The sequence below is a fragment of the Paenibacillus sp. FSL P2-0173 genome (assembly GCF_038008045.1).
In the GTDB taxonomy this organism is placed as follows: Bacteria; Bacillota; Bacilli; order Paenibacillales; family Paenibacillaceae; genus Paenibacillus; species Paenibacillus polymyxa_B.
Genome location: NZ_JBBOYK010000002.1, coordinates 1,275,658 through 1,300,880, shown reverse-complemented (window position 1 = coordinate 1,300,880; position 25,223 = coordinate 1,275,658). Strand labels below are relative to the sequence as shown.

Annotated in this window: 18 protein-coding genes; 12 read left to right on the top strand and 6 right to left on the bottom strand. The window is 47.8% G+C overall.

Going from position 1 to position 25,223, the window contains the following annotated elements:
* Nucleotides 1-206: 206 nt before the first annotated feature.
* The 4 genes from MKX30_RS16115 to MKX30_RS16100 all read right to left on the bottom strand — a co-directional run bounded on the left by MKX30_RS16115 (nucleotide 207) and on the right by MKX30_RS16100 (nucleotide 5,139).
* A complete protein-coding gene (locus tag MKX30_RS16115) occupies nucleotides 207-1,544 on the bottom strand; it encodes an AraC family transcriptional regulator (RefSeq protein WP_341062986.1) in 1,338 nt (445 codons plus the stop codon).
* Complete coding sequence (locus MKX30_RS16110; RefSeq protein ID WP_341062985.1) at nucleotides 1,519-2,964, bottom strand: sensor histidine kinase; 1,446 nt, start codon at nucleotides 2,962-2,964, stop codon at nucleotides 1,519-1,521. Before MKX30_RS16110 ends, MKX30_RS16115 begins: the two co-directional genes overlap by 26 nt.
* Entirely contained in the window at nucleotides 2,961-3,959 is a 999-nt protein-coding gene (locus MKX30_RS16105) for a sugar-binding protein (protein ID WP_053324772.1), read from the bottom strand. The genes MKX30_RS16110 and MKX30_RS16105 overlap by 4 nt, the downstream gene beginning before the upstream one ends.
* 334 nt (nucleotides 3,960-4,293) lie before the next feature.
* Complete coding sequence (locus tag MKX30_RS16100) at nucleotides 4,294-5,139, bottom strand: Cof-type HAD-IIB family hydrolase (RefSeq protein ID WP_023987289.1); 846 nt, start codon at nucleotides 5,137-5,139, stop codon at nucleotides 4,294-4,296.
* A gap of 263 nt (nucleotides 5,140-5,402) precedes the next feature.
* On the opposite strand from MKX30_RS16100, the gene MKX30_RS16095 reads away from it, so the two are divergent.
* The 7 genes from MKX30_RS16095 to MKX30_RS16065 all read left to right on the top strand — a co-directional run bounded on the left by MKX30_RS16095 (nucleotide 5,403) and on the right by MKX30_RS16065 (nucleotide 17,071).
* Nucleotides 5,403-6,902 (top strand): alpha-glucosidase/alpha-galactosidase, encoded by a 1,500-nt coding sequence (locus MKX30_RS16095; RefSeq protein WP_028543208.1) that lies wholly within the window; start codon nucleotides 5,403-5,405, stop codon nucleotides 6,900-6,902.
* 543 nt (nucleotides 6,903-7,445) lie between these two features.
* Entirely contained in the window at nucleotides 7,446-9,599 is a 2,154-nt protein-coding gene (locus MKX30_RS16090; RefSeq protein WP_340958570.1) for a glycoside hydrolase family 6 protein, read from the top strand.
* Between the two features lie 173 nt (nucleotides 9,600-9,772).
* Complete coding sequence (locus MKX30_RS16085; RefSeq protein ID WP_341062984.1) at nucleotides 9,773-10,708, top strand: nucleoside hydrolase; 936 nt, start codon at nucleotides 9,773-9,775, stop codon at nucleotides 10,706-10,708.
* Between the two features lie 164 nt (nucleotides 10,709-10,872).
* Nucleotides 10,873-13,548: a PAS domain S-box protein gene (locus tag MKX30_RS16080; RefSeq protein WP_339201554.1), complete on the top strand. Its 2,676-nt coding sequence runs from the start codon at nucleotides 10,873-10,875 to the stop codon at nucleotides 13,546-13,548.
* A gap of 164 nt (nucleotides 13,549-13,712) precedes the next feature.
* Complete coding sequence (locus MKX30_RS16075) at nucleotides 13,713-14,102, top strand: GntR family transcriptional regulator (protein ID WP_025723754.1); 390 nt, start codon at nucleotides 13,713-13,715, stop codon at nucleotides 14,100-14,102.
* Entirely contained in the window at nucleotides 14,095-14,997 is a 903-nt protein-coding gene (locus tag MKX30_RS16070; protein ID WP_339201557.1) for an ABC transporter ATP-binding protein, read from the top strand. Before MKX30_RS16075 ends, MKX30_RS16070 begins: the two co-directional genes overlap by 8 nt.
* Nucleotides 14,972-17,071, top strand: coding sequence for a multidrug ABC transporter permease (locus MKX30_RS16065; protein WP_339201559.1), 2,100 nt, complete (start codon nucleotides 14,972-14,974; stop codon nucleotides 17,069-17,071). The genes MKX30_RS16070 and MKX30_RS16065 overlap by 26 nt, the downstream gene beginning before the upstream one ends.
* A gap of 330 nt (nucleotides 17,072-17,401) precedes the next feature.
* On the opposite strand, the gene MKX30_RS16055 is transcribed toward MKX30_RS16065, so the two are convergent.
* On the bottom strand, nucleotides 17,402-17,674 hold the full coding sequence (locus MKX30_RS16055; RefSeq protein ID WP_069079703.1) for a hypothetical protein: 273 nt from the start codon (nucleotides 17,672-17,674) through the stop codon (nucleotides 17,402-17,404).
* A gap of 99 nt (nucleotides 17,675-17,773) precedes the next feature.
* Between MKX30_RS16055 and MKX30_RS16050 the strand changes: the two genes are divergently transcribed.
* The 4 genes from MKX30_RS16050 (at nucleotide 17,774) to MKX30_RS16035 (ending at nucleotide 22,028) form a co-directional block, all read left to right on the top strand.
* On the top strand, nucleotides 17,774-19,225 hold the full coding sequence (locus tag MKX30_RS16050; protein ID WP_279832050.1) for a PstS family phosphate ABC transporter substrate-binding protein: 1,452 nt from the start codon (nucleotides 17,774-17,776) through the stop codon (nucleotides 19,223-19,225).
* A gap of 146 nt (nucleotides 19,226-19,371) precedes the next feature.
* Complete coding sequence (locus tag MKX30_RS16045) at nucleotides 19,372-20,601, top strand: hypothetical protein (RefSeq protein ID WP_339201561.1); 1,230 nt, start codon at nucleotides 19,372-19,374, stop codon at nucleotides 20,599-20,601.
* Nucleotides 20,602-20,613: 12 nt separating this feature from the next.
* Nucleotides 20,614-21,477, top strand: a complete 864-nt coding sequence (locus MKX30_RS16040; protein WP_339201563.1) for an aldo/keto reductase — start codon at nucleotides 20,614-20,616, stop codon at nucleotides 21,475-21,477.
* Between the two features lie 14 nt (nucleotides 21,478-21,491).
* Complete coding sequence (locus MKX30_RS16035; RefSeq protein ID WP_028543200.1) at nucleotides 21,492-22,028, top strand: mismatch-specific DNA-glycosylase; 537 nt, start codon at nucleotides 21,492-21,494, stop codon at nucleotides 22,026-22,028.
* 91 nt (nucleotides 22,029-22,119) lie between these two features.
* On the opposite strand, the gene ald is transcribed toward MKX30_RS16035, so the two are convergent.
* Nucleotides 22,120-23,250 (bottom strand): alanine dehydrogenase, encoded by a 1,131-nt coding sequence (gene ald, locus MKX30_RS16030; RefSeq protein ID WP_023987303.1) that lies wholly within the window; start codon nucleotides 23,248-23,250, stop codon nucleotides 22,120-22,122.
* A gap of 244 nt (nucleotides 23,251-23,494) precedes the next feature.
* Between ald and MKX30_RS16025 the strand changes: the two genes are divergently transcribed.
* On the top strand, nucleotides 23,495-25,159 hold the full coding sequence (locus tag MKX30_RS16025) for a PucR family transcriptional regulator (protein WP_028543198.1): 1,665 nt from the start codon (nucleotides 23,495-23,497) through the stop codon (nucleotides 25,157-25,159).
* Nucleotides 25,160-25,223: the final 64 nt, after the last annotated feature.

Here is a 25,223-nt window from a genome sequence, read left to right as displayed (position 1 = left end):
CTCTGGAACCTCATTCCGTTCTTCGAGGAGAAGTATAACATGCGCTTATAAAAGAAAGGCCGGTTATCGTCTTCATTAAACGGACCTTTTCCTGCACGATTTTGGCTTCGATTCCCGAATTGGAGACGGAGGGGCTGAACCTAGCATTACCTTGTCATTCGAGCTTAAAAAAATCCATGCCGATAGTCGACATGGATGAATCTCTACTATTTTTGGCCTTTGAACTCAGTGGGAGGAACACCCGTTATCTTCTTAAAGACTCGGCTAAAATAGTTCGGGTCCTTATAACCCACTTCAAAGCTGATTTCCTTAAGAGTAAGGTTGCCGGCCTTAATCAGAGAGATGGCTTTATCAATCCGCAGCCGGGTTACGAAGTCGATGAATGTTTCTCCGTATTCCTGTTTGAAAATTTTGCTGAAGTAGTGAGGATTCAAATGGACAAAATCAGCCACTTCTTCCAGCGAAAGATCATCGTTGAACCGTTCCTCGATATACATTTTCGCCCTACCCAGCATAGTCAGTGTTTGAACCTCTCGCTGTTCGCGTATCCGTTGCAGTGCTGACATGACGTACGTCTGCTGAAGCATTCCATTCTCCGCTTTGACGGCAAGCAAAGAAGCGTTTCCAGCCTCTGATGACTTCAGTTCGTCAAAGTGGCAGTAACCTCCATCCCGTTTGCGTAGGGTGGAGGCAAAAACGGCTTCGAAATAGGACTTGCGAAGTCCTTCCTCGCCGCTATGCAGCGATCCGATTCCAATGGCCGTCTTTATACCAAGTTGCTGCTGGGCAAGCTCGGAGAGCTGCTGAACAAGGTGATTCACCAACTGCCGCCAGTCGTTTTCGCCGGTGACAGGTGGCTTTCGTAAAAAAGTGGCTACATGATGGTCGATCAAGGAGCTTACAATGGCATTCGGGCCATGCGTTTTTACATAGCTTCGGAAATGATCGTAAATTTTCTTTTTATCCTGCTCGTCCGTATATCCGTCAAAGGCGGCAATGATGGCGCTTCCCTGATCAAGAGGAAAGTCCAGCCATTCTGATAGCTGGGAAGCGCTCGAATCCACGGTCTGGTCAACCATAAGCATTAAAGCCAGCTCATTTTCTGCGAGCGGCATCAGCTGTGAGATTTTGTGCCTAAGCTCCAATTCTTCCGTACGTGCCCGCTTCTCGCACTCAATTTCTTCAATCAGTCGTTTCAGTGTACCGATGATCAGTTCTCGCTTCGCCGGCTTCAGAATATATTCTTTCACACCCAAAGAGAGCGCCTCCCGGGCATAGGCAAAATAATCATAGGCAGTAACGAGCACGAATCGGGTATCGGGAAGCCGTTCCTTTAATTCACGAAGCGCCGCAAGCCCGTCAATTCCAGGCATATTGATATCCAGAATGGCAATATGGGGACGGTGCTCTTCCGCACATTCAATCGCCATGCGGCCGTTGCCGGCATGAATAAACCGGAATATCCCCGGCATCGCCCGTTCCACTGTCAATTCCAGTCCTTCTCTCTCCAAAGCCTCGTCATCCGCGATCAACAACCGATACATCAGTCTGCTCACTCTCCTTCTTGACTGGAATTCGTATTGTTATGGTAGTACCTCGTCCGATATTGCTATTGATTTCAACCATTCCTTCCTTTCCGTAGAACAACTGCAGCCGCCTAAACACATTTTGCATTCCAAGTCCTGTTGAACTGCCGCTTTCGACTTCGCCTTTAAGATGGAGTACGGACAGTCGGGTTTCCTCCGTCATGCCCTTTCCGTTGTCCGAAATTTCAATTTGTACATCTTCGTTTGCTCTCGATAGCGTTAACATGATAATGGCTCCGTCTTCCATATCTGCCACACCATGAAGAAAAGCGTTTTCAATAAATGGCTGGATCGTCAGGGCCGGAATTTGCTGCTGAAGTACGGAAGCGTCAAAGTGAAGATCAAAGCGAATTCTGTCCCTGAAGCGCGCCTGCTGGATGGTTACGTATTCGCGGATATGATCCAGTTCCTCCTGGAGAGTTACGGGTTTGTCCAGCTTCTGCAGGCTGTACCGTAGCAGATTGGACAGCGAAACGATCAGGTCGCTGGTTTTCTCCGCCCCTTCCAGAATCGCCAGCTTGGAGAGCACATTTAAGGTATTAAATAAAAAGTGCGGGTTAATTTGATTTTGCAGAGCCAGAAGCTCCAGTTCCTTCACAAGCCGCCGCATTTCCAGACTCTGTTTATCCTTCTCGATGAGGATACTCAAATCGGCGGACATTTGCGAAATGGCGTCCGACAGTACGCCTAGCTCGTCATCCCGTCGCGGTTGGGGCTTGATATTCAGATCACCTGTGGCGATTCGCTTCGCCAGTCCGACAAGTCTGCCGACAGGGCCAGTAATGCTGCGCGAGACCCAGATTGCAAGCAAAACCCCCATCAGCGCGTTCATGCCGAACAACGCCACTCCCCATCCGTTCATTCGCTCATTCTTGTTCCGGATGTTCTCAATGATTGGCCGGTAATAAGCCAGTTCATCATCGATCAGTTGCTGACCCTCCTCATGAATATAGCTGACGGTTTTCTCCGCTTCAATATAATGTTCAAAAGCCGATTGAGGATCTTGTGCCTTTGCATCCAGAACTGCGGCTTGTTTCTCTTTAAGAAATGTAGCCAACAGATTCACGTAGTCCTCCTCGGCGAAAGAAGGGTCGGTCGAGTCGGAGACTTCCTGAATTCTGCCTTTCAACTGCATCAATTGGTATTCTGTCGGGCCCTGCACAGCCTTATCGCCTCTTGGATTAAGCAGATAGGCATATAGGAGATTTAAGTTGCTCTCCGCCGATTCGGAGGTTTGCTCGATGAGAAGAATGCGGCCAAGCATTTCATCGTAGCTCTGTTGTACGACCTTTCCGCTTTGGAATACAAAATAAGCGATGATATTGGCGAACACAACTAGAAGAGGGATGAACAGAAGCAGCTTCGTTCTGATCGTCATCGTCTGTCATCTCCGGTCATGTTGTCGGGAGTGTCCGCATGCATCTCATATATCCTGGTGTATGTTAATTCCTGGGGGGGATTCCCCTTTAGATAATCATTCAGTAATTTTATGGACTTAGCCCCCATTTCCTCTGGCTGTTGAACAATGGTCAGTTCGATTTTGCAATCTCTGATGGCTTTCAACGTCTCGGCCATATCGTCAAAAGCGAAAATCTGCAAATTCCGCGCTCCGCGTCGCTCCGAGGCTTCCAGAATGCCAAGGCCGTCCAGCGCACTGAATCCGACCATGTAGCGGATCTGCGGATACCGGGTGAGCATGTTCTGAGCTTGCTGTGCTGCCTGAAGCCGTGAAATATTTGAGGAGCGAATCTCCACAATGCGGAGCTTGGGATAGCGACCGATCACGGAACGAAATCCAGCAAGCCTGAGTCGCTGATTCTCGACGCGCTCGCTACTGATCATAACTCCAATGTCGCCACGCTCTCCAGAGGCTTTCGCTAACAGCGCGCCCATCCGTTTTCCTGCTCCTTCGTTATCCGTTCCCACGTAAGCTAGTCTCCGGGAGTCTGGTTCATCCGTATCGATCGTGATGACGGGGATGCCAAGTCCGGCTGCTTTGTCGATTAATCGGCGATACTCTGGATCATTTATTCCTTGAACCAGAATTGCATCCGCCTTACTGGCGATCGCTTTATCCAGCAGTTTGACCTGCTCGGACGGATTAATGCGGTCCGGCCCGATATAATCGAGCCGCATACCGTACTGTTCCGCTTCTTTTCGGGCTCCTTGTTCGATTGACCGCCAGTAATAATTATCCAACTCCTGGGATATCAGTACGACTTTTGTAGCGGAAACCCCGTCTTTTGGAGAAACCGTCTTCAATAACTCTGCAAATTGGTGAATTTGAAAAGAAGACAGAGTGAACTGGAAGAGCAGCCAGGCAAATAGCAGGAAGACTGGGATAAGGATAAATGTCCATTTACGGTTTGACATGTCTTGCTCCTTTGTAAATATTTACAGACTCACTCATTATACAGCAACAAAACAACCGCACGCAGCTATCGTCAGCATAAGCGCGGTTATTGAGGAGGAATTCCATATTTTAATCAAGGTACATGACCAAAGTAGAAATCTTGAAGGGTAAGCAACAACAGATATTTGAAGAATGGTTTGCCCATCTTACAAGTAGTGAGGAGATGGAAGCCGAGCAAGTACTAAGTGAATTCCGTGGAAAGATAGCATTGGAGATAGGCCCCTACCAGTAGAATTAGGACATTTTTAAGTCCAGAAACTACTGCAGGGGCTTAAGTATAAAAAAATAACCTCACTAAATCAGACCATGCTTTTTAAAGCTGTGAAACAGTCCATCTTCATCGACAGCATCCGTAATGTCATCTGCAATGGCTTTGAGGCCCGGTTTGGCATTTCCCATGGCAATTCCTAGCGCACAATATTCAATCATTTCAGCATCGTTCATCCCGTCTCCGATAGCAATGGTGTCTTCTTGGGATCTTCCCAAATGCTCAATAAGCTTTTCAATAGCTACGGCTTTGTGAATACCGGGAACCATTAGCTCGCCGCTGTCTTGCCCGAAAGCAGATACAGTACATTGAATAACCTCAAATTTCCCTGCAAATTCCTTTTTGATCTGTTCGAAAGGAACATTTTTGTTTTCCAAAAAGCATGCTTTGTTCACGTCACTACGATACAGGTTGTCCTCTCCTATAGTTAGGCCAGTGATAAACGGATGCGGGCGTTGTTCTTTTTTTTCTCTGGCTACGGGATCATTGTCCACATCACCATAGATAAGCCGTTCCACATGGGGCAAAAAGTTTTTACTCGCAAACAGTCCCCCGTTCGATTCCAAATAAAAGTCCAAATCATGTTCATCAAAGTAATCGACCATATGTTTAACATCTTCATCCGATACTTTGTGGTGATATAACATCTCGCCTTCGATTTCTACAAAGCCCCCGCCAGCTCCGATGATCCCGTCAAAACCGACCTCCATGATAAAATCATAAATCTCCGCTTTGGATCGGCCAGTGCATAAATAAATCAGATGTCCGTTCTTTCTCGCTTCGATACATGCTGTTTTTGCAGATTCGGGAATCATACCATCATCATCCACTAGCGTTCCATCTATATCTAAAAAGATAATCTTTTTGTTCATCTTAGGCTGCTCCTTGCTCTCCAATGTTTTCTTTTATGTTACTACATTTACCGCACTTAAAGTACATATTGAACTGAAAAAACACTAGATAGAAAGAGAGAAACGGATGGAACGAAATGGAAATCGGCAACCCTCTGCTAAAGCGAAAGTTAGGATTTTTGACACCTAAATACGAAACTGGTCATGATTTTGATAACGCTTTCCGCAGAGCTATTGCTACAATGACGGTATATACCAATTCTAATTACCGGAGGTTGAATGCCGTGTCATTTAAAGTAGCTTTTATTGGAGCAGGAAGCATCGGTTTTACCCGTGGAATTTTACGAGATTTGTTATCGGTGCCGGAATTTAACGATATTGAAGTGGCTTTTACGGATATCAGTCAGCACAATCTGGATATGGTTACTGAGCTGTGCCAGCGGGATATTCGTGAGAATGGTTTGTCCATACAGATACAGTCCTCTACGGACCGAAAGATAGCTCTAAAGGATGCCAAATACGTCATTTGTACCATCCGGGTAGGAGGGCTAGAGGGCTTTGCAACCGATGTGGATATTCCGCTGAAATATGGCGTGGATCAATGCGTGGGCGATACACTGTGTGCAGGAGGGATTATGTACGGTCAGCGTGGTATTGCTGAAATGCTGGCCATCTGCAAGGATATCCGCGAGCTAAGTGCACCGGATGTATTGTTGCTGAACTACTCGAACCCGATGGCGATGATTACGTGGGCCTGCAATAAATACAGCGGTGTGCGTACAATCGGCCTATGCCACGGCGTCCAGCATGGGCATCACCAAATTGCCGAGGTGTATGGTCTGGAGAAGCAGGATGTGGACATTGTGTGCGCCGGAATCAATCACCAGACGTGGTACATTCAGGCGTCACATGAAGGCAAGGATCTGACAGCTGGACTGCTGGAGGCTTTTGAAAAACATCCCGAATATAGCCGCACCGAAAAGGTACGCATCGACATGCTTCGTCGTTTTGGCTATTACAGCACAGAGTCGAATGGCCATCTAAGTGAATATGTACCTTGGTACCGGAAGCGTCCGAATGAAATTCTGGACTGGATTGATCTAGGCAGCTGGATCAACGGAGAAACAGGCGGCTATCTGCGTGTATGTACAGAAGGACGTAATTGGTTTGAAACAGATTTCCCCAACTGGATGAAAGAAGACCCATTGGAGTACAAGGCGGAAAATCGCGGTGAAGAGCATGGTTCATACATTATCGAAGGTCTAGAAACCGGACGTGTATACCGGGGGCATTTTAATGTCGTAAATAACGGTGTGATTTCCAATTTGCCGGACGATGCGATTATTGAAGCGCCTGGATATGTGGATCGGAATGGTATCTCCATGCCACATGTAGGAGACCTTCCGCTCGGTCTTGCTGCCGTCTGCAATGTAAGTATTTCCGTCCAGCGTTTGGCTGTTGAAGCGGCTGTGCACGGAGATGATAAGCTGCTGCGGCAAGCGTTTATGATGGATCCGCTAGTGGGCGCGGTGTGTAATCCGAAAGAAATTTGGCAGATGGTCGATGAAATGCTGGTGGCCCAGGAAGCATGGTTGCCGCAATACGGAGCAGCAATTGTCGAGGCGCGTCAACGTCTGGCTGCAGGCGATCTGATTCCAACCCGACCTTATGAGGGAGCAGCGCGACTTAAGGTGAAGACGGTTGAAGAAATGCAGCTGGATCGGGATGCCGCCAATAAAAATGCAGGGCAATCCGATAAGGGCAAGGATCGCGAAAAAGTGTAGAACAACAAGAGCATAGATTGACTTCACAACAATAAAAGGGTGTTTTCACGGTCATGTGGCCTGAAAACACCCTTTTGCTGTCGATAGATATAACGATTTGGCATAGTTGGCGTTCTGGAGTTTATCATTGTCGATTTGAGCTGACGGAAATTAAAGAATGCGGTCTTGCTTTTTTTGAATTCGCTCTTTTGCTGTCGATCCTAAATCTCCTGAGAGCTTGTCATAGCAGGGATGTTCAACAAATGAAGGAACCGGTTTCAGAAAAAGAGGTGCCACAACGAACCGTTAGAGTGGCAATTCATATGCCTAATTAATAATGTAGTCCTTAATTTATTCAATTTACAGCAGATTTCCAGCTCACTATAATCTAACATAGGAGGTGACAAAAAGGGGAAAATGTGAGCGCATGGACAAATAGAAAGCGCTTACCTTTCGCAACTATGAACGCCGCTTTTTTTGGAGAGAGTAGGCGTAACTCACATTTAATCATGTAACAATCAGGTGCCGACATAGGAAGATTCAACAAAATCCACGGAAAGATAGGTGAAGCAATTGAAAACAAAGCAAGTGCTTCGTAAAAGCATGAAGTATGCTTTTGCGCTATCACTCGTCGCAAGCAGCTTTCTACCAGGTGCAGGATTTACGGATAAAATACATGCAGAATCCCATGTGGACAATCCTTACCAAGGGGCGACAAAATATGTTAGTCCTGATTATGCGGCTAGTGTTGATACATCGATTGCCAAGATTACGGATGCCAATCTGAAAGCAAAAATGCAAACGGTCAAAACATTCCCAACAGCCGTATGGCTTGATCGTATCGCTGCTATTAACGGCGGTGGAGGCAAGCTTGGCCTGGAAGCGCATTTGGACCAAGTATTGGCGCAAAAGAAAGGCAGCACACCGATTACGGCGGAATTTATTGTGTATGATCTGCCCGGACGGGATTGTCATGCCTTGGCTTCCAATGGTGAATTACCGCTGACTCAGGCAGGGCTGGAAACATATAAAAAGGATTATGTTGACAAAATTGCTTCTATTTTTGCAAATCCCAAATATAAGGATATTCGTATCGTAGCGATCATTGAACCAGATAGTTTGCCAAACCTGGTAACCAATCTGGATGATCCTAAATGTGCGCAAGCCAAGTCTACAGGGATTTATGAAGCTGGCGTTAAGTACACAATGAATAAGCTGAACGAGATTCCGAATGTGTACAAATACGTAGATATCGGTCACTCTGGCTGGTTAGGTTGGGATAACAACCGTGCAGCAACGGTATCCCTGTTTACAACTATCTTCAAAGACACTAGCAAAGGTCTGTCCAGTGTAGATGGCTTTATCACGAATACAGCCAATACTTCACCGCTGACAGAACCTAATTTGCCTGATCCAAATCTGAATGTCGGCGGACAACCGATCAAATCGTCCAAGTACTATGAATGGAATCCTAATTTCGATGAATCGGATTTCGCAGAGTCATTGCATAGAGATTTTGTCAGCGCAGGCTGGCCGAGCTCACTCGGTATGTTAATTGATACAGGCCGTAACGGATGGGGCGGACCTAACCGTCCGACTTCCGCAGTCGGCAATGATATTAACTCCTATGTAAACTCAGGCCGTGTTGACAAACGCTCGCACCGTGGTAACTGGTGTAATAACAGCGGAGCAGGTATGGGAACACCGCCACAAACGGCTCCAGCTGGCCATATTGATGCCTATGTATGGGCGAAACCTCCGGGTGATTCCGATGGTTCCAGCTCACTCATTCCGAACGATGAGGGTAAAGGCTTTGACCGTATGTGTGATCCTACCTATACAACCAAGGATGGCACATTAACAGATGCTTTACCGAATGCACCTATTTCAGGAGCATGGTTCCATGATCAGTTTGTGATGCTGGTACAAAATGCGTACCCTGCAATCGTGCCTTCCACTGGTGGTGTGGACCCAGCGCCTACAGCTCCAGCTGTACCGTCAGGCTTAAAGGCTGTTGTGGGTAATGCTCAAGTAACGCTGACTTGGAATGCGTCTACTGGTGCCGATAGCTACACGGTAAAACGTGCCACTAGCGAAGCAGGTCCTTTTACAGCCGTTGCGCCTCTTGTAACGGAAAGAGAGTACACGGATAAGGGGCTGACGAACGGAACAACTTACTTCTATGTTGTAAGTGCTACGAATGCGAAAGGAACAAGTAAGGATTCCGCAACGGTAAGCGCTGAACCTAAAGGTACACCGACTGATCCAACCGACCCTACAGAACCAGCGGGTGATCTGGTTGTAATGTACCGGGCTGGTGACACCGACCCAGCTAATAACGCAGTCAAGCCTTTCCTTAACCTGAAAAATAAAGGTACAACACCCGTGAAGCTGAGTGAGCTGAAAATCCGCTATTACTTCACGAAGGATGGCAGCCAAGAGCTGCAATCTGCAGTAGACTATGCGCAAGTAGGCAATGATAACGTGCTGCGTACCATTACAGACAACTATATTGAAATTGGTTTCAGTACTGCTGCCGGCACGCTTGCTGCTGGAGCGCAAACAGGTGATATTCAGATCCGCATGAACAATAGTGACTGGTCTAACCTGAACGAATCCAATGATTACTCCTTCGATCCAACGAAAACCTCTTATGCAGAATGGAACAAAGTAACGTTGTTCCACAATGATAAGCTGGTGTGGGGAATCGAGCCTTAGGATTTAGCCAGAACAAGTGCCCTTGAGTGATTTAAAAGTATTAAAAGAAGGCTACGGCATAGCTGTCGTAGTCTTTTTTACGTCTTCGAATAAAGAATTTGATGACCAAGGGAATAAGCATTGAAATTGTGTATAATGAAAAAAAGAATGCTGTTCTACTGTGGAGGGTCATCATGAGCAAAAAGTTAATCTTAGATGTAGATACTGGCATTGACGACGCGCTTGCTATTGCGTATGCGGTCCATTCGCCGGAATTGGAGCTACTCGGTATTACAACCACCTTTGGTAATATCTCGGTGGAGGAGGCAACACGTAACTCACTGATTCTGCTGGAAAAACTGGGGGTAGAGGCTCCGGTCGTGTCTGGCGCTCACAAGCCGTATGCTCGGGAGTTGTTCAAACCTTATTCCCGGCATATTCACGGTGAAGACGGTATTGGCAATCAATTGAAAGGAGCGCCCTCCCGTCAGGCTGCGTCTGGGGATGCGGCTGACTTTATTATCGGACAGGCTCGTCGCTATGAAGGCAAACTTACCCTGGTAGCTGTGGGACCGCTAACCAATCTTGCGATTGCATTGGATCGCTGCCCCGAATTGCCCCAATTGCTTGACCGCCTGATCATCATGGGCGGCGCGGTTACAGTGAAAGGGAATGTAACTCCGACGGCTGAAGCGAATATTTACGCCGATCCAGAAGCCGCAGCCTATGTGCTGGGAGCGGGCTTTCCGCTTACGCTCGTTGGGCTTGACGTCACGATGCAAACACTGCTTCCACAGCAGGATGTGGACAAATGGCGTGAGCAAGGGACCGAGCTGAGCGCGTTTATGGCAGATATGACAGACTTTTATATGGAAGCTTATCGCAATTTCAGACCTGGTATTGCAGGCTGTGCTTTGCATGATCCACTGGCTGTAGGATTAGCGATAGATTCCAGTTTTGTGGAGATACGTCCAATGCACATTGCTGTTGAGGTGGGGGATTCCGCCGAGGTTGGTCGCACCCGTGAGGTGCAAAATGAGAACGAAGCTCAAGCACTGACTACGGTTGATGTGGCACTTAAAGTCGATGCGGAGCGATTTTTGCGTCATTTTCTTAGCCGGGTGGTATAAAAAAATAATTCGAAGATTGCCGATGAACCTGCATCGGCAATCTTTTGTGCATACATGTTTTAAGGGCCTTTATCTAGAGGTGGACTCACTGCTATAAAATCCCATATCATGTTAGAATAGGTGTAGTTAGAAAAACTGCCGGACCACAAAGGAGGAGATTCATTGTGTTTTCTGCTGCTCGACGACTGCCTTTGCTGGAACATATGTATAATCATGCCCCGACAGGAATCGTGATTTTGTCGAGGGAGGGGAAGTGCCTGTACGTCAATCCCGCCTTTTGCAAAATGGTCGGATATGAGCAGGAGGAATTACTGGATATCCGATATTACCATCTCTTGTATAAAGAGGCTCAGGATCAGCGAGGGTTGAGGGAGGCTTACGCAGGTTGGCTAAAGGCTACGGATCAAGTCTATAAGACAGAGCTGCGTTTGAAACATAAAAGGGGAACATCCGTCTGGCTATCGCTGGAATTAACCATATTTGATGATGAGGCTACCGAACAATCTTATTTGATTGCGTATGCAATGGATATCACGGAGAAAAAAGATATGGAGCAGGTGCTCTCGGATAATGAGGATTTGTACATGCTGATTACGGAAAATACGCCGGATGTTATCTCATATAGCACGGCGGACGGCATACTCCAATATATTTCTCCTTCGGTGGAAAAACTCCTAGGCTATACAAAGCAGGAAATGCTCGGCAAAAAGCGGCTCCAATTCTACCATGTTGAAGATGCCGATTATATGCGTGTACATGGACTCTTCAAGGAAACAGGCATCATGAAGCGGCGTGTTCGTCATAAGGACGGGCACTATTTGTGGCTGGAAGTATCGTACCGCATTATTCGGGATGAACAGGGCAGAATCAAGCGAGTACTGTCCATCGGACGCAACATCACAGAGCGCCAGAAGAGCGAGGAGAATTTGGCAAAAGCTCAACGGTTGGCGATGTTCGGCTCATGGGACTGGGATCTGGTCAACAATGTTATGCATTTCTCCAAGGAATTTCGCAGCATTTTTGGTTATCGTGTCAAGTCGGTTGAAACAAGTATTGACGCGTTCATGGCGGCTGTTCATCCAGAAGATACAGAGCGCATGAAACAGATTATCACCAACGTTATATTAAAGGGAGTTCACGAAGAAACCTTTTACCGGATTGTATTGCCGAATGGGGAACAAAAGGTACTGCGTTCAATCTGGGAAGCTGAAATGGACGAGCATGCAGGCAAGCCCGTTCAAGTGGTTGGAATGATCCAGGATGTTACAGAGCACCGGGAAATGGAGCAGCGTCTGCGCGAAAGTGAAAACCGTTATAGGTCACTGTTTCAGCATAATCCACTCGGGATATGCGCCGTGAATATGGAAGGTCATATCTTGAGCGTGAATCCGAGCTTGGAGGAGCTTACGGGTTATACGAAGGATAAGCTGCTTGGGGCTGACATACTCATCATGGCTTCCTCTGAGGAACAGGACAAAATCAAGCGTCACATGGAGCTGGCCAAGCAGGGTGAGACGCAAACCTATGAATCGGAATTTATACATAAGGAGGGGGAGCGTCTATTCATCAAGATGACGAATATCCCGATTTTCGTGCAAGAGGAAATTGTAGGCTGCTACGGGATTATAGAAAATGTTACCCCTCTTAAAAGCTACATTGCTCAAATTGAAAAGCTCAGTAATGAGCATTCGCTTATTTTGAATGCCGTATCCGAAGGAATTGTAGGTTTAAGTACCGAAGGACATGTCCGCTTTATGAACCCGGCAGCTGTTGAGATGTTTGGCGTAGGATCTGCCAATCCGCTGAATGGCGCTTGCATAGACATGATCCTCCATGCTGACGAAATTGGCAGTCATTTTCCGGACGAACAGTCCTCTATTCTTCAAGCGATTCGAAGCGGAGCCTCTTATCAGGCAGAGGAAGCTGTATTTTGGAAAAAAGGCGGGTCCAGCTTTCTGGCCTCCTATCGAATCAGCCCTTTGATGGATAATGGCGAGCGAAAAGGGGCTGTGATGGTTTTTGTAGACAGGACGAATGAAAAGGAGATCATTCGGGCCAAGGAGTCTGCCGAACGCGCCGATCGGGCCAAGTCAGAGTTTCTTTCTGTGATGAGTCATGAGCTCCGTACACCGATGAACGGCATTATAGGCATGGCGGGGTTACTGGCAGATACTGAATTGGATGAGGAGCAGCGTAGCTATATAGACATTATTACCAGTAGCAGCGGTGCTTTAATGCAGATATTGAACGAGATACTGGATTTGAGCAAAATCGAAGCTGGCAAAATGTCTTTGCTGCACGAGTCCTTTGTGCTAGATGATGTGGTGGGCAGTGTGGCTGACCTATTCATGACGCAGGCTATGGAAAAAGGCATTGAGCTGGAATGGCATGTGGATCAGGAAATCCCGGGGATGCTGGTCGGCGATCATGTGCGTATTCGACAGGTGCTGGTGAATTTGGTGAGCAATGCGATCAAATTTACGGAGCGAGGGCGTGTAAATATCTTTGTGGAGAGAAAGGCTTACAGCCGTCGTAAAAATAGATGCCTGATTGAGTTCAGTGTAACGGATACTGGAATCGGTATCCCAGCAGACCGCCAGCATCTATTGTTTCAGCCTTTTTCCCAGCTTCATCCGGCACTGAACCGAAAATATGGAGGGACAGGACTGGGATTGTCCATCTGTAAAAACTTGGTCAAGCTGATGGGGGGGTCCATTGGTGTGGATAGCGATGAGGCCAGAGGAGCGACGTTCCGGTTCCAGCTGGATCTTAAGCTGCCGGATGGTTCAACGCTCGCGAATATAAGCCGTGATGAACCTTATGAGTCAAAGGAAGGCTAAAAAGAGATAGCCGTGATGCATCATGCATCACGGCTATTTTTTTTGTGAGAAATCCCCAAAGAAAAGATTGACAAACTGTTCTAACTGTACTATTAATTATAGTACAGTTAGAACAGCTGAGCATATACAAATGAATCAGATTAAGTCTTGAAAGGAGGAAGTCCATGTTCGAGCTGGATATCCGCAGCCGCAAGCCGATCTACGAACAGCTTATGGACAGGGTAAAGGAAATGATCGTGTATGGGTCACTTCAGCCGGATGAGCAATTGCCTTCTGTGCGGACATTGTCCGCTCAGCTAACGGTGAATCCGAATACGATTCAGAAGGCGTATCGCGAGTTGGAACGAGAAGGATACATTTATTCCGTTCAGGGCAAAGGCAGCTTTGTCACACCTGCCCAACATCAGCCACAACAAATCAAGCGAGATGAGATTCGGGCGGCGTTGTTAAAACAGATGATTGTAGCCGTCCATTTCGGTTTTACACAGCAGGAAGTGGACGACATGTACGTGGAAGCTATACAAACAAAGGAAAGGGGGATGTCCCTTGATTGAATTAAGGGAAGTCACAAAGACATTTACAGAAGAAAAGGCTGTCGACCAGCTCGCCCTTAGAGTGAAGAAGGGCTCCATTTTTGGACTGCTGGGCTCAAACGGGGCGGGGAAAACAACACTGCTCAAAATCATCGCCGGGATTTACCGACCGGATGCAGGAAAGGTACTGATTGGCGGACAGTCCGTATATGAGCAGCCAGAAGTCAAGCAGCACATTCTGTTTATGCCAGACACCCCCTATTTTTTTCCGCAAGCGACAATTCGTCAGATGGCCCGGTTTTACCGCTCCATTTATCCGAGCTGGAGCGAGGAACGCTACATACAGCTTACGGAGATTTTTAAGCTAGATCCTAAACGAAAGCTCCACCGTTTTTCCAAGGGGATGAAGCGCCAGGCTGCTTTTTTGCTTGCCTTGAGCTGTATGCCTGAGCTGCTCATTTTGGATGAACCGATTGATGGGCTGGACCCGGTGATGCGTAGAATGATCAAAAATTTACTGTTCCAGGAAACCGCTGCACGCGAGATGACCGTCGTGATCTCATCTCATAATTTGCGTGAAATAGAAGACATGTGTGATCACGTCGGCATTATGCACCAGGGGCAAATGCTGTTGGAAAAAGAGGTCGACGACCTCAAGTCTGATACGCATAAGGTGCAGGTTGCCTTTCGTGAAAGCACGCATGAGGAAACCGTATGTGGACAACTTTCGGTTGTACATAAGGAGCGGAGGGGCAGTGTTCTGCTGCTCATTATCCGGGGGGAACGAGAGCGGATTGCAGAGACGATTGAGGCGTATGAGCCGCATGTGTTTGATTTGCTGCCGTTGACGCTTGAAGAAATTTTCATTTATGAAATGGAGGACGCAGGTTATGACATCCAACCGATTCTTCTGTAGCGGCGGCGTAATTCGCCAATGCCTGAGACAGCATGGCTGGATCGGTCTATTGTACTTGGTAGGATTGCTGTTTACAGTACTGCTGCCATTGTTTATGAGCATTGGTGATGAACAACCACGAGTGGTTTTAAAAAGCTTGTTTGATAACACAAGCTCAGGTAATGAATTGCAAAAATTAATCTTAACGACCGTACCCGTGCTGGCAGGTGTGATGCTGCTTCGTTTTGTTCAGCGACAGGGGTCATCCGATTTGTATCACAGCCTACCTTTGCGTAGAGAGCATTTATTAACATCACATTTAATTAGCGGTCTTATTCTTTTACTTGTACCTGTATGGCTGACTGCGGGAGTAACTGCTTGGGTTAACACGTCAGTCGAACTGCCTTATATTTTTCATATCCATGATATTGGATCATGGGCACTGGTCGTATCTGTCCTTACGATTTTCCTGTTTACTTTTACTGTGTTTGTAGGGATTTGTGTGGGACAATCGTTGCTACAGATCGTAGTAGTGTATGTTTTGCTGCTATTGCCTCAGTTTCTATCCATGATGATAGGGCGTTTTCTGGAACGTAATTTATACGGTTATGTGCAAGTGCGAGAAACCATTGTTCAATATATTAACGGCTCGGAGTTTCGCAGCAGTAATAATGTCTGGGATAACTTATCGCCGTTTGTACGCATTATGGACAATTTGCCGCATCGCGCCTTTTCCTACATGGAGCTGCTTGCCTATATAGGTATCTCCCTGCTGTTTGTCGCCTTGAGTTATGGTTTGTACCGTAAACGCTTGGTCGAGAAGGCGACTCAGGCCATGGCGTTTTCTTTCTTTCAACCTTTGTTCAAGGCAGGGGTTATACTATGCGCCATGCTTGTAATAGGCGATTATTTTTATAATGCAGGTACAAGAGGAGCAGCAAATTGGTCGATTTTTGGGTATGCACTTGGAGCTGTTCTAGGCTATATCGTTGTAGAGATGGTCGTCCGCAAGACGTGGCAAATTGTGCGTGTTCGAGCTTTGGTGGAAATGGTCGTGTACGGTGTGATCATGGGGCTGGTACTATATATCCCGATATCAGGTTGGTTGGGTTATGAGGGGCGGATTCCAACAGCACACTCCGTAGAAAAAGTTTATGTCGGGCAAGAGGAGCCTCTAGGGGGAAATGCAGAAAAAGAAGCTTATTACTCCCAAGACAGGGCCTATATTGCCTCTGTGCTGAATTTACATCGTGAACTCGTACGTGCACATGCAGCTGGCGAGAAAACATTGTCCAAAAACCTGGCCGTCGAAAGGGCAGTCATAATCTACCGCTTGGATGATGGTTCCACCATGACTCGCCGCTATACATTCCCGGAGAAGCCTTTCCGGACAGAACTGACTAAAGTGATGGAAGCAGAGCCTTATAAAACGGTAAGATACGAGCTGGATAAGCTGCAAGGAAAAGCAGAGACGATTAATATCCAATCCGTAGATGATAATGAAAGACGAGTGGTTTTGACCAATCCCAAAGAAACTCGTGAATTTGAAGATATACTCAGAGAAGAAGTATTAAATATGAGTTATAGCGAAATGCAATCACATCGATATCCCCTAGGGAGTGTTTCTATTACAAACAAAGAGTCATCCTTTACCAATAACGAACCGAGCTGGCATCGTGAATTTTCATTTGAATGGCCGGCTTCCTATCACAAGCTTACAGGTTGGCTAGAGCAAAAGGGGTATGCGGATAAGGTGATCATTGATTCCAAGGATATTTTTTCGATACGGGCTGTTCCTATTATTGCTGAAGAGCTTGAACCTTATCAACCCAATCAGTATATTGAAGACTATAAGCTATTTAAAAGCATCCAACAGAAGCATAAAGCAATAACGATTGAAGATCCGAAGCTCTGGAGCACTGTACTGGAAAAGCGCAGACCCTATAGCTATACTCCAAATAGGGCGAAAGGCACTTACCTGGTTCAGGTCAAGATCAAACCTTTATTTAGTTCAGACCCCCATACACGCTATTGCTATTTAACTCCAAAAGATATGACACCGGAGCTTGCAAAGGCTTTACCAGCAATTCCTTAAGCCCACGATATGGCTATACAGGATGACGATTCCCTCCCGTTTGGCGATGCCGGGTTCGACCTCGTGCTGAATAAGCATGAGTCATTTTCGCCAACGGAGGTACGACGTATTTTGCGCTTGTCTACTATTTAAAAGCTATTGAATGGCAGATTGCAGACTTTCAGCCAGAGAAATATATAGAACAGCTGTATGGTCTGTATTTGGATATCCAACGTGATGGGTACTGGGACGTGAAGCAGCACCGTTTTTTGATCCATGCCAGAGCAATATAAAGAAGATTCGATACCAAAAAGGCCTTTCCCGTGGGGGAGGCCTTTTTTGCCATAAGCATTAGGGTAAGAACAATATCAGAAGCCACATGGCGGTTGGCAGTGAAATACCAACGGCTATCGCTATATAGGGCAAGGGAGTTCGAAAGTAGTTTTTACAGTCCGCCTCCTTGTCCTTTTTCTCGTGATAGAACGCTACCTGGGTTGCAAAGCTGTGAAGTAGCTTGAGTGCTTCATCGCTGGGAATATGCTGTAAGGAAAGCCATAGATCATCGTGTGCTTTCCGGAGCAAGGTTACATCAGATGTATTATTCGGATGATCGGATAAGGACATTTTTATCCTCCTCTCGTATACTAATCTTTACCATAATTGTACAATGAAGAAGCAATGGCTTACAGTCTCATTTCATTCATTAGTTATAGGGGGATGTACATGTCTGATCCAAAGGAAGTTATAACCAAGCCGGAAAAGAATGAGTCTGTGCGGATAGCATGGTTTTGGCCATGGCTGGGTGGTACGTTTATGTTTGGATTGTTTTCAGTCATGTTTAATGTAGTTTGGAGTATGGTTGTGGCACCCCAAGTGCAGCTTCTGCTGAGGCATGAAGGTGTCACAGATACAACTGTGTTTGTAATACTACTTCTATATGCATGGATTATCGGTCTCATTTTTGCAGCTTATGGTGCCTTGAGTGCGCGTATGTCCAGCATGGGCAAGCTTTCGCTGATGCTGACCGGGCTATTATCATTATTATGTGGGCTGTGGTTGTGGATTGTAGGCATACAAGGGTCTGGTGGCCAACCTGCTGAAGTGGGAGGGGCGTGGGAGCTCTTTTCACTCTATCACGCTTGGGCGGAGCCTGTGTTGGAGGTATTGGGGCCATATACACAGCATGGTGAAATCTGGTTTCTACTGGCTGCACTGCTGCCGATAGCTGGCATGGTAATAGGAGTTGGGGTGAATCGTTATCCAGCGGTGACCGACAAGAATGGTAAGGTGGATCATAGATGGCAATGGAGTGTTGCCGCAATATCTGCTGCGCTCGTCATTGTGCTGACGATTACACTGATGCTTCCTCAACGCCCGTACATTGCAGAGAAGGATTTTCCGGTAGTTGACGGGGCTACGGCGGCCATTCCGTTTGCGCAGGATATGCTGCATGAACTGACTGGAATGAGCAAGGCGCGAGCGGCGCACGAGCTGAGATTCAACACGACCCATCAGGCATATGTCAATTTAATCGAAAAGAAGGCGGATCTGATTCTGGTGGCCGGTCCTTCCGATGAGGAACTGCGTCTGGCGAAAAGTCGGGGAATACAAATGAGGCTCACGCCCATTGGGTGGGATGCGTTTATTTTTCTCGCTCATCAAGACAATCCGGTTAAGGGACTTTCTTCGGAGCAGGTTCGTCGTATATATGAAGGGGCTATCCATAATTGGAATGAAGTAGGGGGCAAGGATCAGCCGATCATTGCTTATCAGCGAGAAGAAAATTCAGGCAGTCAGACATACATGCAAAAGAAAGTGATGGCAGGCCATGAGATGGCTGACCCGCCACGTGAACTACAAATTGGCATTATGGGTGGTATGATTAATGCAGTCGCAGATTTTAACAAGGATCACAACGCGCTCGGATATTCATTTTATTATTTTGCAAATGTGATGCATAATCGTCAAGAGGTCAAATTTTTGTCTATTGATGGAGTAGAGCCGAACAAAGAACACATTCGCTCGAAGCAATATCCATTCACAGCTCAACTGTTCGTGGTCACACGGGAAGGCGAGAAACCAAGCCCTTCGATGCAACGATTACTCGAATGGCTGCAAAGTGAAGAAGGAACTCGGGCCATCGAAAAAGGCGGCTTTGTTCCTGTAAACTCGTAAACCTGAAACGATGGTTCGCATACAGTCACCCGTATATTCACCTTAAGAGTGAAACGAAGACAGCAGGGTAATACATAGAATATACTTTGCTGTGAATACAATACCCGCACAGCATGTATATCACCAACATAAGGGGATGAACGAAAATGAAGAAAAAAACATCGGTCTGGGTGCTTTTGCTCGCCGTTGCCATAGTGACAGCGGGGTGTGAAACAGGCTCGCAAACAGGACAAACGGCTCAAAATGAGCAAAAGGGTGCTGCCTCGGCACAAGCGAATGGTTCGGGAACGACTGTAGATACACCGAAAACAGGAGGACAAGCAACCACAGACTCTACTATAGCGAAGGTCCGCATGGACAATATTACCGCGCTGCGTTTGATCGACGGTCAATCCGGCTGGATCGGCGGAAATGGCTGGATTGCCCGAACGGACGCGGCTGCATCCGATTCAGTCGGATCGACGTGGAATGTGCAATATCAGGGCCAAGGTACGGTTCAGCAGATTTTTGCCTTGAACGGACAGCAGGCCTGGGCTGTTATGGCAGACAGCGGATCGCTGCTGGCCACTCGCGATGGCGGCAAACGCTGGGAGGTTGTGGGGACTGTACCTGAGCAAGGGCAAGCGGGCTTTTTACACTTTGTATCGTCCAAGGAAGGGTTCAGTGGCAGCCAATATACGAAGGATGGCGGGCATAGCTGGTCTTCGCTCCCCATGCCTGGCCACATGGTAGGACAGCCATATTACCATGATCGGCAAAACGGCTGGGCGGTTACGCAGGACACAGACCGTTCGTTTCAGATTTTACACACTGTTAACGGGGGCCAAAAGTGGACTACTGTCATGTCACGCACAACGGAGGCGCCTCTAAATGGAGCCATTATTCGTTCGGTAGAACGTGGCAACGCATGGATCGAGCTGGTTGGAGATACGGGGATGAATCAGACGTCGTATTCGCTTTGGCATACTGCCGATAGTGGACAAAGCTGGCGTGCTGTGCTGGCGAATGCCACCGCTGGCGGCGGTCCGGCACCAGGTATTAGCCAGCAAGAGAACCAGGTTGCCAAAAATGAAGGGACGGCACCAGGTATGCTCTATCCGGTTAATAGCAGTACCGCATGGATGGGTGGCTACTGCGCACCGTGCGACAAGCCTAATACGATCGGCTGGACGACTGACGGCGGCAAGACGTGGAACAATGGCAAGCAAGGCTTTGACGGTTATGGCGGTCAGCAAATCGGGATGGCAAATGCCAAGGAAGGCTGGGCTATTTTCTCAGATTCAGAGCAGGCCCCAGTTATGTATACCACCTCGGATGGTGGACAGCATTGGACGCAGAGCCATGTATTTGACAAGCCTGTGGCATCAGGATCCTAAGGAGGGATGAATATGAGCCAACATAAGAAAAGTGTGATTAGATGGACTGACGGTCGTGAAGTACCACTAATCGGGCAGGGCACGTGGCATATGGGGGAAAAAGCGTCACTCCGGCAGGAAGAGGTGCGCGCGCTTCAACTTGGCTTGGAGCTGGGTATGACGCTGGTGGACACGGCTGAAATGTATGCTGAGGGCGGCGCAGAAGAGATCGTCGGAGAGGCCATCCGGGGTCGCCGGGACGATGTCTATCTTGTTAGCAAGGCTTACCCTCATCATGCGGACCGCCAAGGACTGGCTCAAGCGTGCGAAGCGAGCCTAACCCGAATGGGAACGGAGTACGTGGACATGTATTTGTTGCATTGGCGTGGGAATATTCCGCTGGAAGAGACGATACAAGGTATGGAAAAACTGCGTGAGCAGGGCAAAATTCGTAGCTGGGGAGTGTCCAATCTGGACAAGTCCGACATGGAGGAGCTATGGAGCTTGAGTAGAAGCGAAGCCTGCGCTGTTAACCAAGTGCTGTATCACGCAGCTTCGCGTGGCATCGAATATGATCTGCTACCTTGGAGCCGTACGCATGGGGTGCCTGTGATGGCCTATTGCCCGATTGCCCAAGGTGGCCGCCTGCGACGGGGTCTGTTGGAGCATCCTGTTATGGTAGACATTGCTGCCAGCCACGGGGTAACTCCATCCCAAGTTGCGCTTGCGTGGGTCATACGGGACGGTGATGTCTGGGCAATTCCGAAGGCGGTGCAGGAATTGCATGTACGACAAAATGCAGCGGCAGCCAGTATTCGGCTCACTCCTGAACAACTTCAACAAATAGACAAAGCTTTTCCTCCGCCAACGCGGAAGCAGCCGCTGGATATTGTTTGAGGAAGGAGGAGCCCATGACAGAGCGAGAGACAGAACTGCATGAGGTAGATGATCATCTGGATTATGGATTATCCGTTGTATTCATCGGCTTTAATCCCAGCTTGAAATCAGGCGAGGTAGGACATCATTATGCGAATCCGCGCAACCGCTTTTGGCGCATACTGGAGGGAGCAGGCTTGACACCTCGCTTGTACGATCCATCGGAAGATCGGGAGCTGCTGAAGCTGGGCTTCGGATTTACGAACATTGTTTCCCGTCCCACGAGGGGAGTAGAGGACATTGCACGCGAGGAATACGCCGAAGGACGTCTGAAGCTATACGAGAAGCTAAAGGAATACCGCCCGAGGGTTGCTTGCTTTGTCGGCAAAGGCGTGTACACCGAATACAGTAAAAAATCCAAAGTAGATTGGGGATTTCAGCCTGAACCGCTAATTCCCGAGATGCATGAATTTGTGGCACCTTCGTCTAGCGGACTGGTGCGCATGTCGCTGGAAGAAATCACAGATATTTATCGCCATCTTCAAACGTTCCTTTCGTCAGAGATCGTCTGAAATGCAGTAAGTATGGTGAATACAGCTAGCACAAAAAGAACCACACGCTCCAGTCCCTGCTGGGAAGAGTGTGTGGTTCTTTGAGCTGTTTCTATTGTAAGGCTTTCGCCTGCCATGCCTGTTCCACGGGAACATAAGGATATCCCAGATCACGTGCGACCGCTTCGTAGGTAATATGTCCGTTCAGGACATTGGTGCCGCTAAGCAGTGGCTTGCTTCTGCGAAGCGCCTCCTGCACACCCAAATCTGCGAGCTGGAGAGCAAAGGGGAGCGTCGCGTTCGTCAGAGCGAGCGTCGAGGTTTGCGGTACCGCGCCCGGCATGTTTGCTACCGCATAGTGAATGACGCCATGCTTCACATAGGTAGGCTGGTCGTGTGTCGTGATGTGGTCAATCGTCTCGACTATGCCGCCTTGGTCGATGGCGACATCCACAATCACAGAGCCGGGCTGCATCGTCTGTACCATCGCTTCCGTTACGAGCCGCGGGGCTTTGGCACCAGTGATCAGGACAGCACCGATCAGCAAATCACTTTGCGCCACGGCTTCAGCAATGTTGGACGGGGTGGACACCAGCGTATGGAGCTGATTGCCAAAAATATCGTCCAGTTGGCGCAGTCTTTGCAGGCTCAGGTCGATCAGTGTCACATCTGCCCCGAGACCGATGGCGACCTTGGCAGCATTGGTGCCGACCACCCCTCCGCCAATAATGGTCACTTTACCGCGTTTGACCCCCGGCACACCTGCCAGCAGGATGCCTTTGCCACCCTTTGGTTTTTCCAGCAGTTGTGCTCCAATTTGTACAGCCATTCGTCCGGCAACCTCACTCATCGGGGTAAGCAGCGGGAGGCTGCCTTCAACATCTAGCGTCTCATAGGAAATGGCGGCTACGCCGTTGTCTGTTAAAGCGCGGGCCAGTGCTGGCTCGGCAGCCAAATGCAGATAGGTGAATAAAATCAATCCTGGTCGAAAATACCCGTATTCAGAGGGGAGCGGCTCTTTTACCTTGATAATCAGATCCGCCTGGGACCACACGTCCGCAGCTTGTTGCACAAGAGTCGCACCCGCAGTGGCATAATCTCCATCCGTAAAGCCGCTTTCAACACCTGCATGGCTTTCCACAAATACGTGATGTCCGTGTTGAATCATTTGAGCTGCACCTGCAGGCGTTAGAGCGACACGATTTTCGTTGTTTTTAATCTCTTTCGGAATCCCAATTTTCATTTCATTCACCTCTCCTAAAAATAATTGTTAAGAAAATTACACTATCATTTTTGTGCAGTTTGCCGATTAGTTACATGGACTCAAGCCGATAAATGCAATTCATGTTAGATTAGGTACAGTTTACAAGGGGGGAAGCTCCTTGACATCATACATTTTGTCGGATTATCTGACTTAAAGGCTCGACTTTTTGATGAATATATGTCATATAAAATGACATAAAGACATATACATAAGGAGAATGCCGATGAACGGTAAAAAAACATTTACCATTGCGGATGTGCTGGAACGTCCCGTTTTCCGGCGGGCAAAACTGGCGGCGGGGGAACAGGGCGTAAATCGCCGTGTGGGTTGGGTACATGTACTAGAAATCACAAATGTTTCTCCGTTTGTGAGCCGTCATGACTTGATTTTGACGACCGGCCTGTGGCTCACACGGAAGGGGGAAGAGCGTGCCGAGTATATGGAGCAACTGATCCGCTCGGAAGCTGCGGGATTGTGCGTGGAGCTGGGCACGAGCATTCATGAAATCCCCTCTGAAATTCTGGAGTTGGCGGAACGACATCACTTCCCGGTCATCGTATTTGAGCAGCCAGTGCGTTTTGTTGAAATTACACAAGATATTCATTCCCTACTTATTAACCGACATCATGAACTCCTAAAAGATCTGGAGCGATTTTCACGTCAGCTTCAGCAGGAGACCCTGCGCAGCACTGATATGAACGCCCTCTTGCGTGTGCTTCATGACTATGCAGCCCGGCAGGTCATCTACATGTCTTCCATTGAAACCAATCGATTCGTACCTTCCGTCCAGCCGGATCTAGCGGACCGTATTGCAGATTTTTATGCCAATGAAGTGGAATCTAGTATGACAGCCGATCGGGAGGGGCATCTGCTGTTTCACCTGAATGAATCCACCGCCGTCTTGTTCCAGCCCGTTGTATGCTTCGGTCAGGTGTTTTCCGCAGTAGGTTTGGTGCTGCATAGTGAAATGCCAACGGAAGAAATGTCGCTGTTACTCGATTACACTGCCAAGGCAGCCGCTACATTGGTGCTGAGAACACAGTTTCTTGAAGACCGATTGCTGCGTAATCAAAATGAATTGATTCAGGATGTATTGAGCGGACAGCTTCCCAGTGAAGAACAGGCCCAGACCCGAATGGGCCTGCGATTGTTATCGAAGGGGCAGTATTTATTTTGGGCAGGGGTCATCGAGGTGGAACATCAGGACAAGGATGCCAGTCAGGTACGCAAGGAATCCATCAATCAGGATGTGCTGGTGCTGCTTCGTTCATTGTTGAAAAAAGAAACGTTGCACAATCTGCTGATGATGAAGGGGAGTCAATGCTACATCCTTTGTGCCAAGGAGGAATTAACACTGCGTTCCGCAGCGCAAATGAAAAAAGTGCTTGCCCATACTGTTCAATATATTCAGAATTATGCCGCAGGACAGCTTGATAAGGTGCGCATTCATGCAGGCTTTGGTAAAGTAAGGCATCGCATGACGGGGACGGATCGCAGTTTTGAAGAGGCATATGAGGTCATTGAAGTGGCACGAAGCGTCCCAGTCATGAAGGATCGGTTATTTTACGACAGCATCGGAATCTATCAGTTGTTGAAGGCGGTGCCCCGCATTCCTTTTCTACAAGAGTTCGTAGAGGACCATTTGGGCGGGCTGATTGCGCATGATCGTGAGCACCATATGCAGCTTCTGGATACACTGGATGCCTATTTTCAATCCCATGGCTCCAAGCGTGATACCGCCGGAATTTTGTACATTCACAGACAGACCCTTTATAATCGGCTGGATAAAATTAATGAAATCATAGAGGGAAATCTGGCAGACCCTGACAAACGTCGTTGCCTAGAGATGGCGCTACTGGCTTACCGAATGCTGCAGGCTGAAAATTGATCCTAAATAACTAGTTCTATTTTCCATTCTACTCATTTACAATGCGTGTTAACACTGAGATAAT

Bases quoted from the DNA above. Each gene is read 5' to 3' on its own strand.
- MKX30_RS16105 (WP_053324772.1), bottom strand. From the start codon at position 3,959: ATGTCAAACCGTAAATGGACATTTATCCTTATCCCAGTCTTCCTGCTA.
- MKX30_RS16055 (WP_069079703.1), bottom strand. From the start codon at position 17,674: ATGTCCTTATCCGATCATCCGAATAATACATCTGATGTAACCTTGCTC.
- MKX30_RS16050 (WP_279832050.1), top strand. From the start codon at position 17,774: ATGTCTGATCCAAAGGAAGTTATAACCAAGCCGGAAAAGAATGAGTCT.
- MKX30_RS16040 (WP_339201563.1), top strand. From the start codon at position 20,614: ATGAGCCAACATAAGAAAAGTGTGATTAGATGGACTGACGGTCGTGAA.
- ald (WP_023987303.1), bottom strand. From the start codon at position 23,250: ATGAAAATTGGGATTCCGAAAGAGATTAAAAACAACGAAAATCGTGTC.
- MKX30_RS16075 (WP_025723754.1), top strand. From the start codon at position 13,713: ATGTTCGAGCTGGATATCCGCAGCCGCAAGCCGATCTACGAACAGCTT.
- MKX30_RS16100 (WP_023987289.1), bottom strand. From the start codon at position 5,139: ATGAACAAAAAGATTATCTTTTTAGATATAGATGGAACGCTAGTGGAT.
- MKX30_RS16035 (WP_028543200.1), top strand. From the start codon at position 21,492: ATGACAGAGCGAGAGACAGAACTGCATGAGGTAGATGATCATCTGGAT.
- MKX30_RS16110 (WP_341062985.1), bottom strand. From the start codon at position 2,964: ATGACGATCAGAACGAAGCTGCTTCTGTTCATCCCTCTTCTAGTTGTG.
- MKX30_RS16025 (WP_028543198.1), top strand. From the start codon at position 23,495: ATGAACGGTAAAAAAACATTTACCATTGCGGATGTGCTGGAACGTCCC.
- MKX30_RS16115 (WP_341062986.1), bottom strand. From the start codon at position 1,544: ATGTATCGGTTGTTGATCGCGGATGACGAGGCTTTGGAGAGAGAAGGA.
- MKX30_RS16085 (WP_341062984.1), top strand. From the start codon at position 9,773: ATGAGCAAAAAGTTAATCTTAGATGTAGATACTGGCATTGACGACGCG.
- MKX30_RS16065 (WP_339201559.1), top strand. From the start codon at position 14,972: ATGACATCCAACCGATTCTTCTGTAGCGGCGGCGTAATTCGCCAATGC.
- MKX30_RS16045 (WP_339201561.1), top strand. From the start codon at position 19,372: ATGAAGAAAAAAACATCGGTCTGGGTGCTTTTGCTCGCCGTTGCCATA.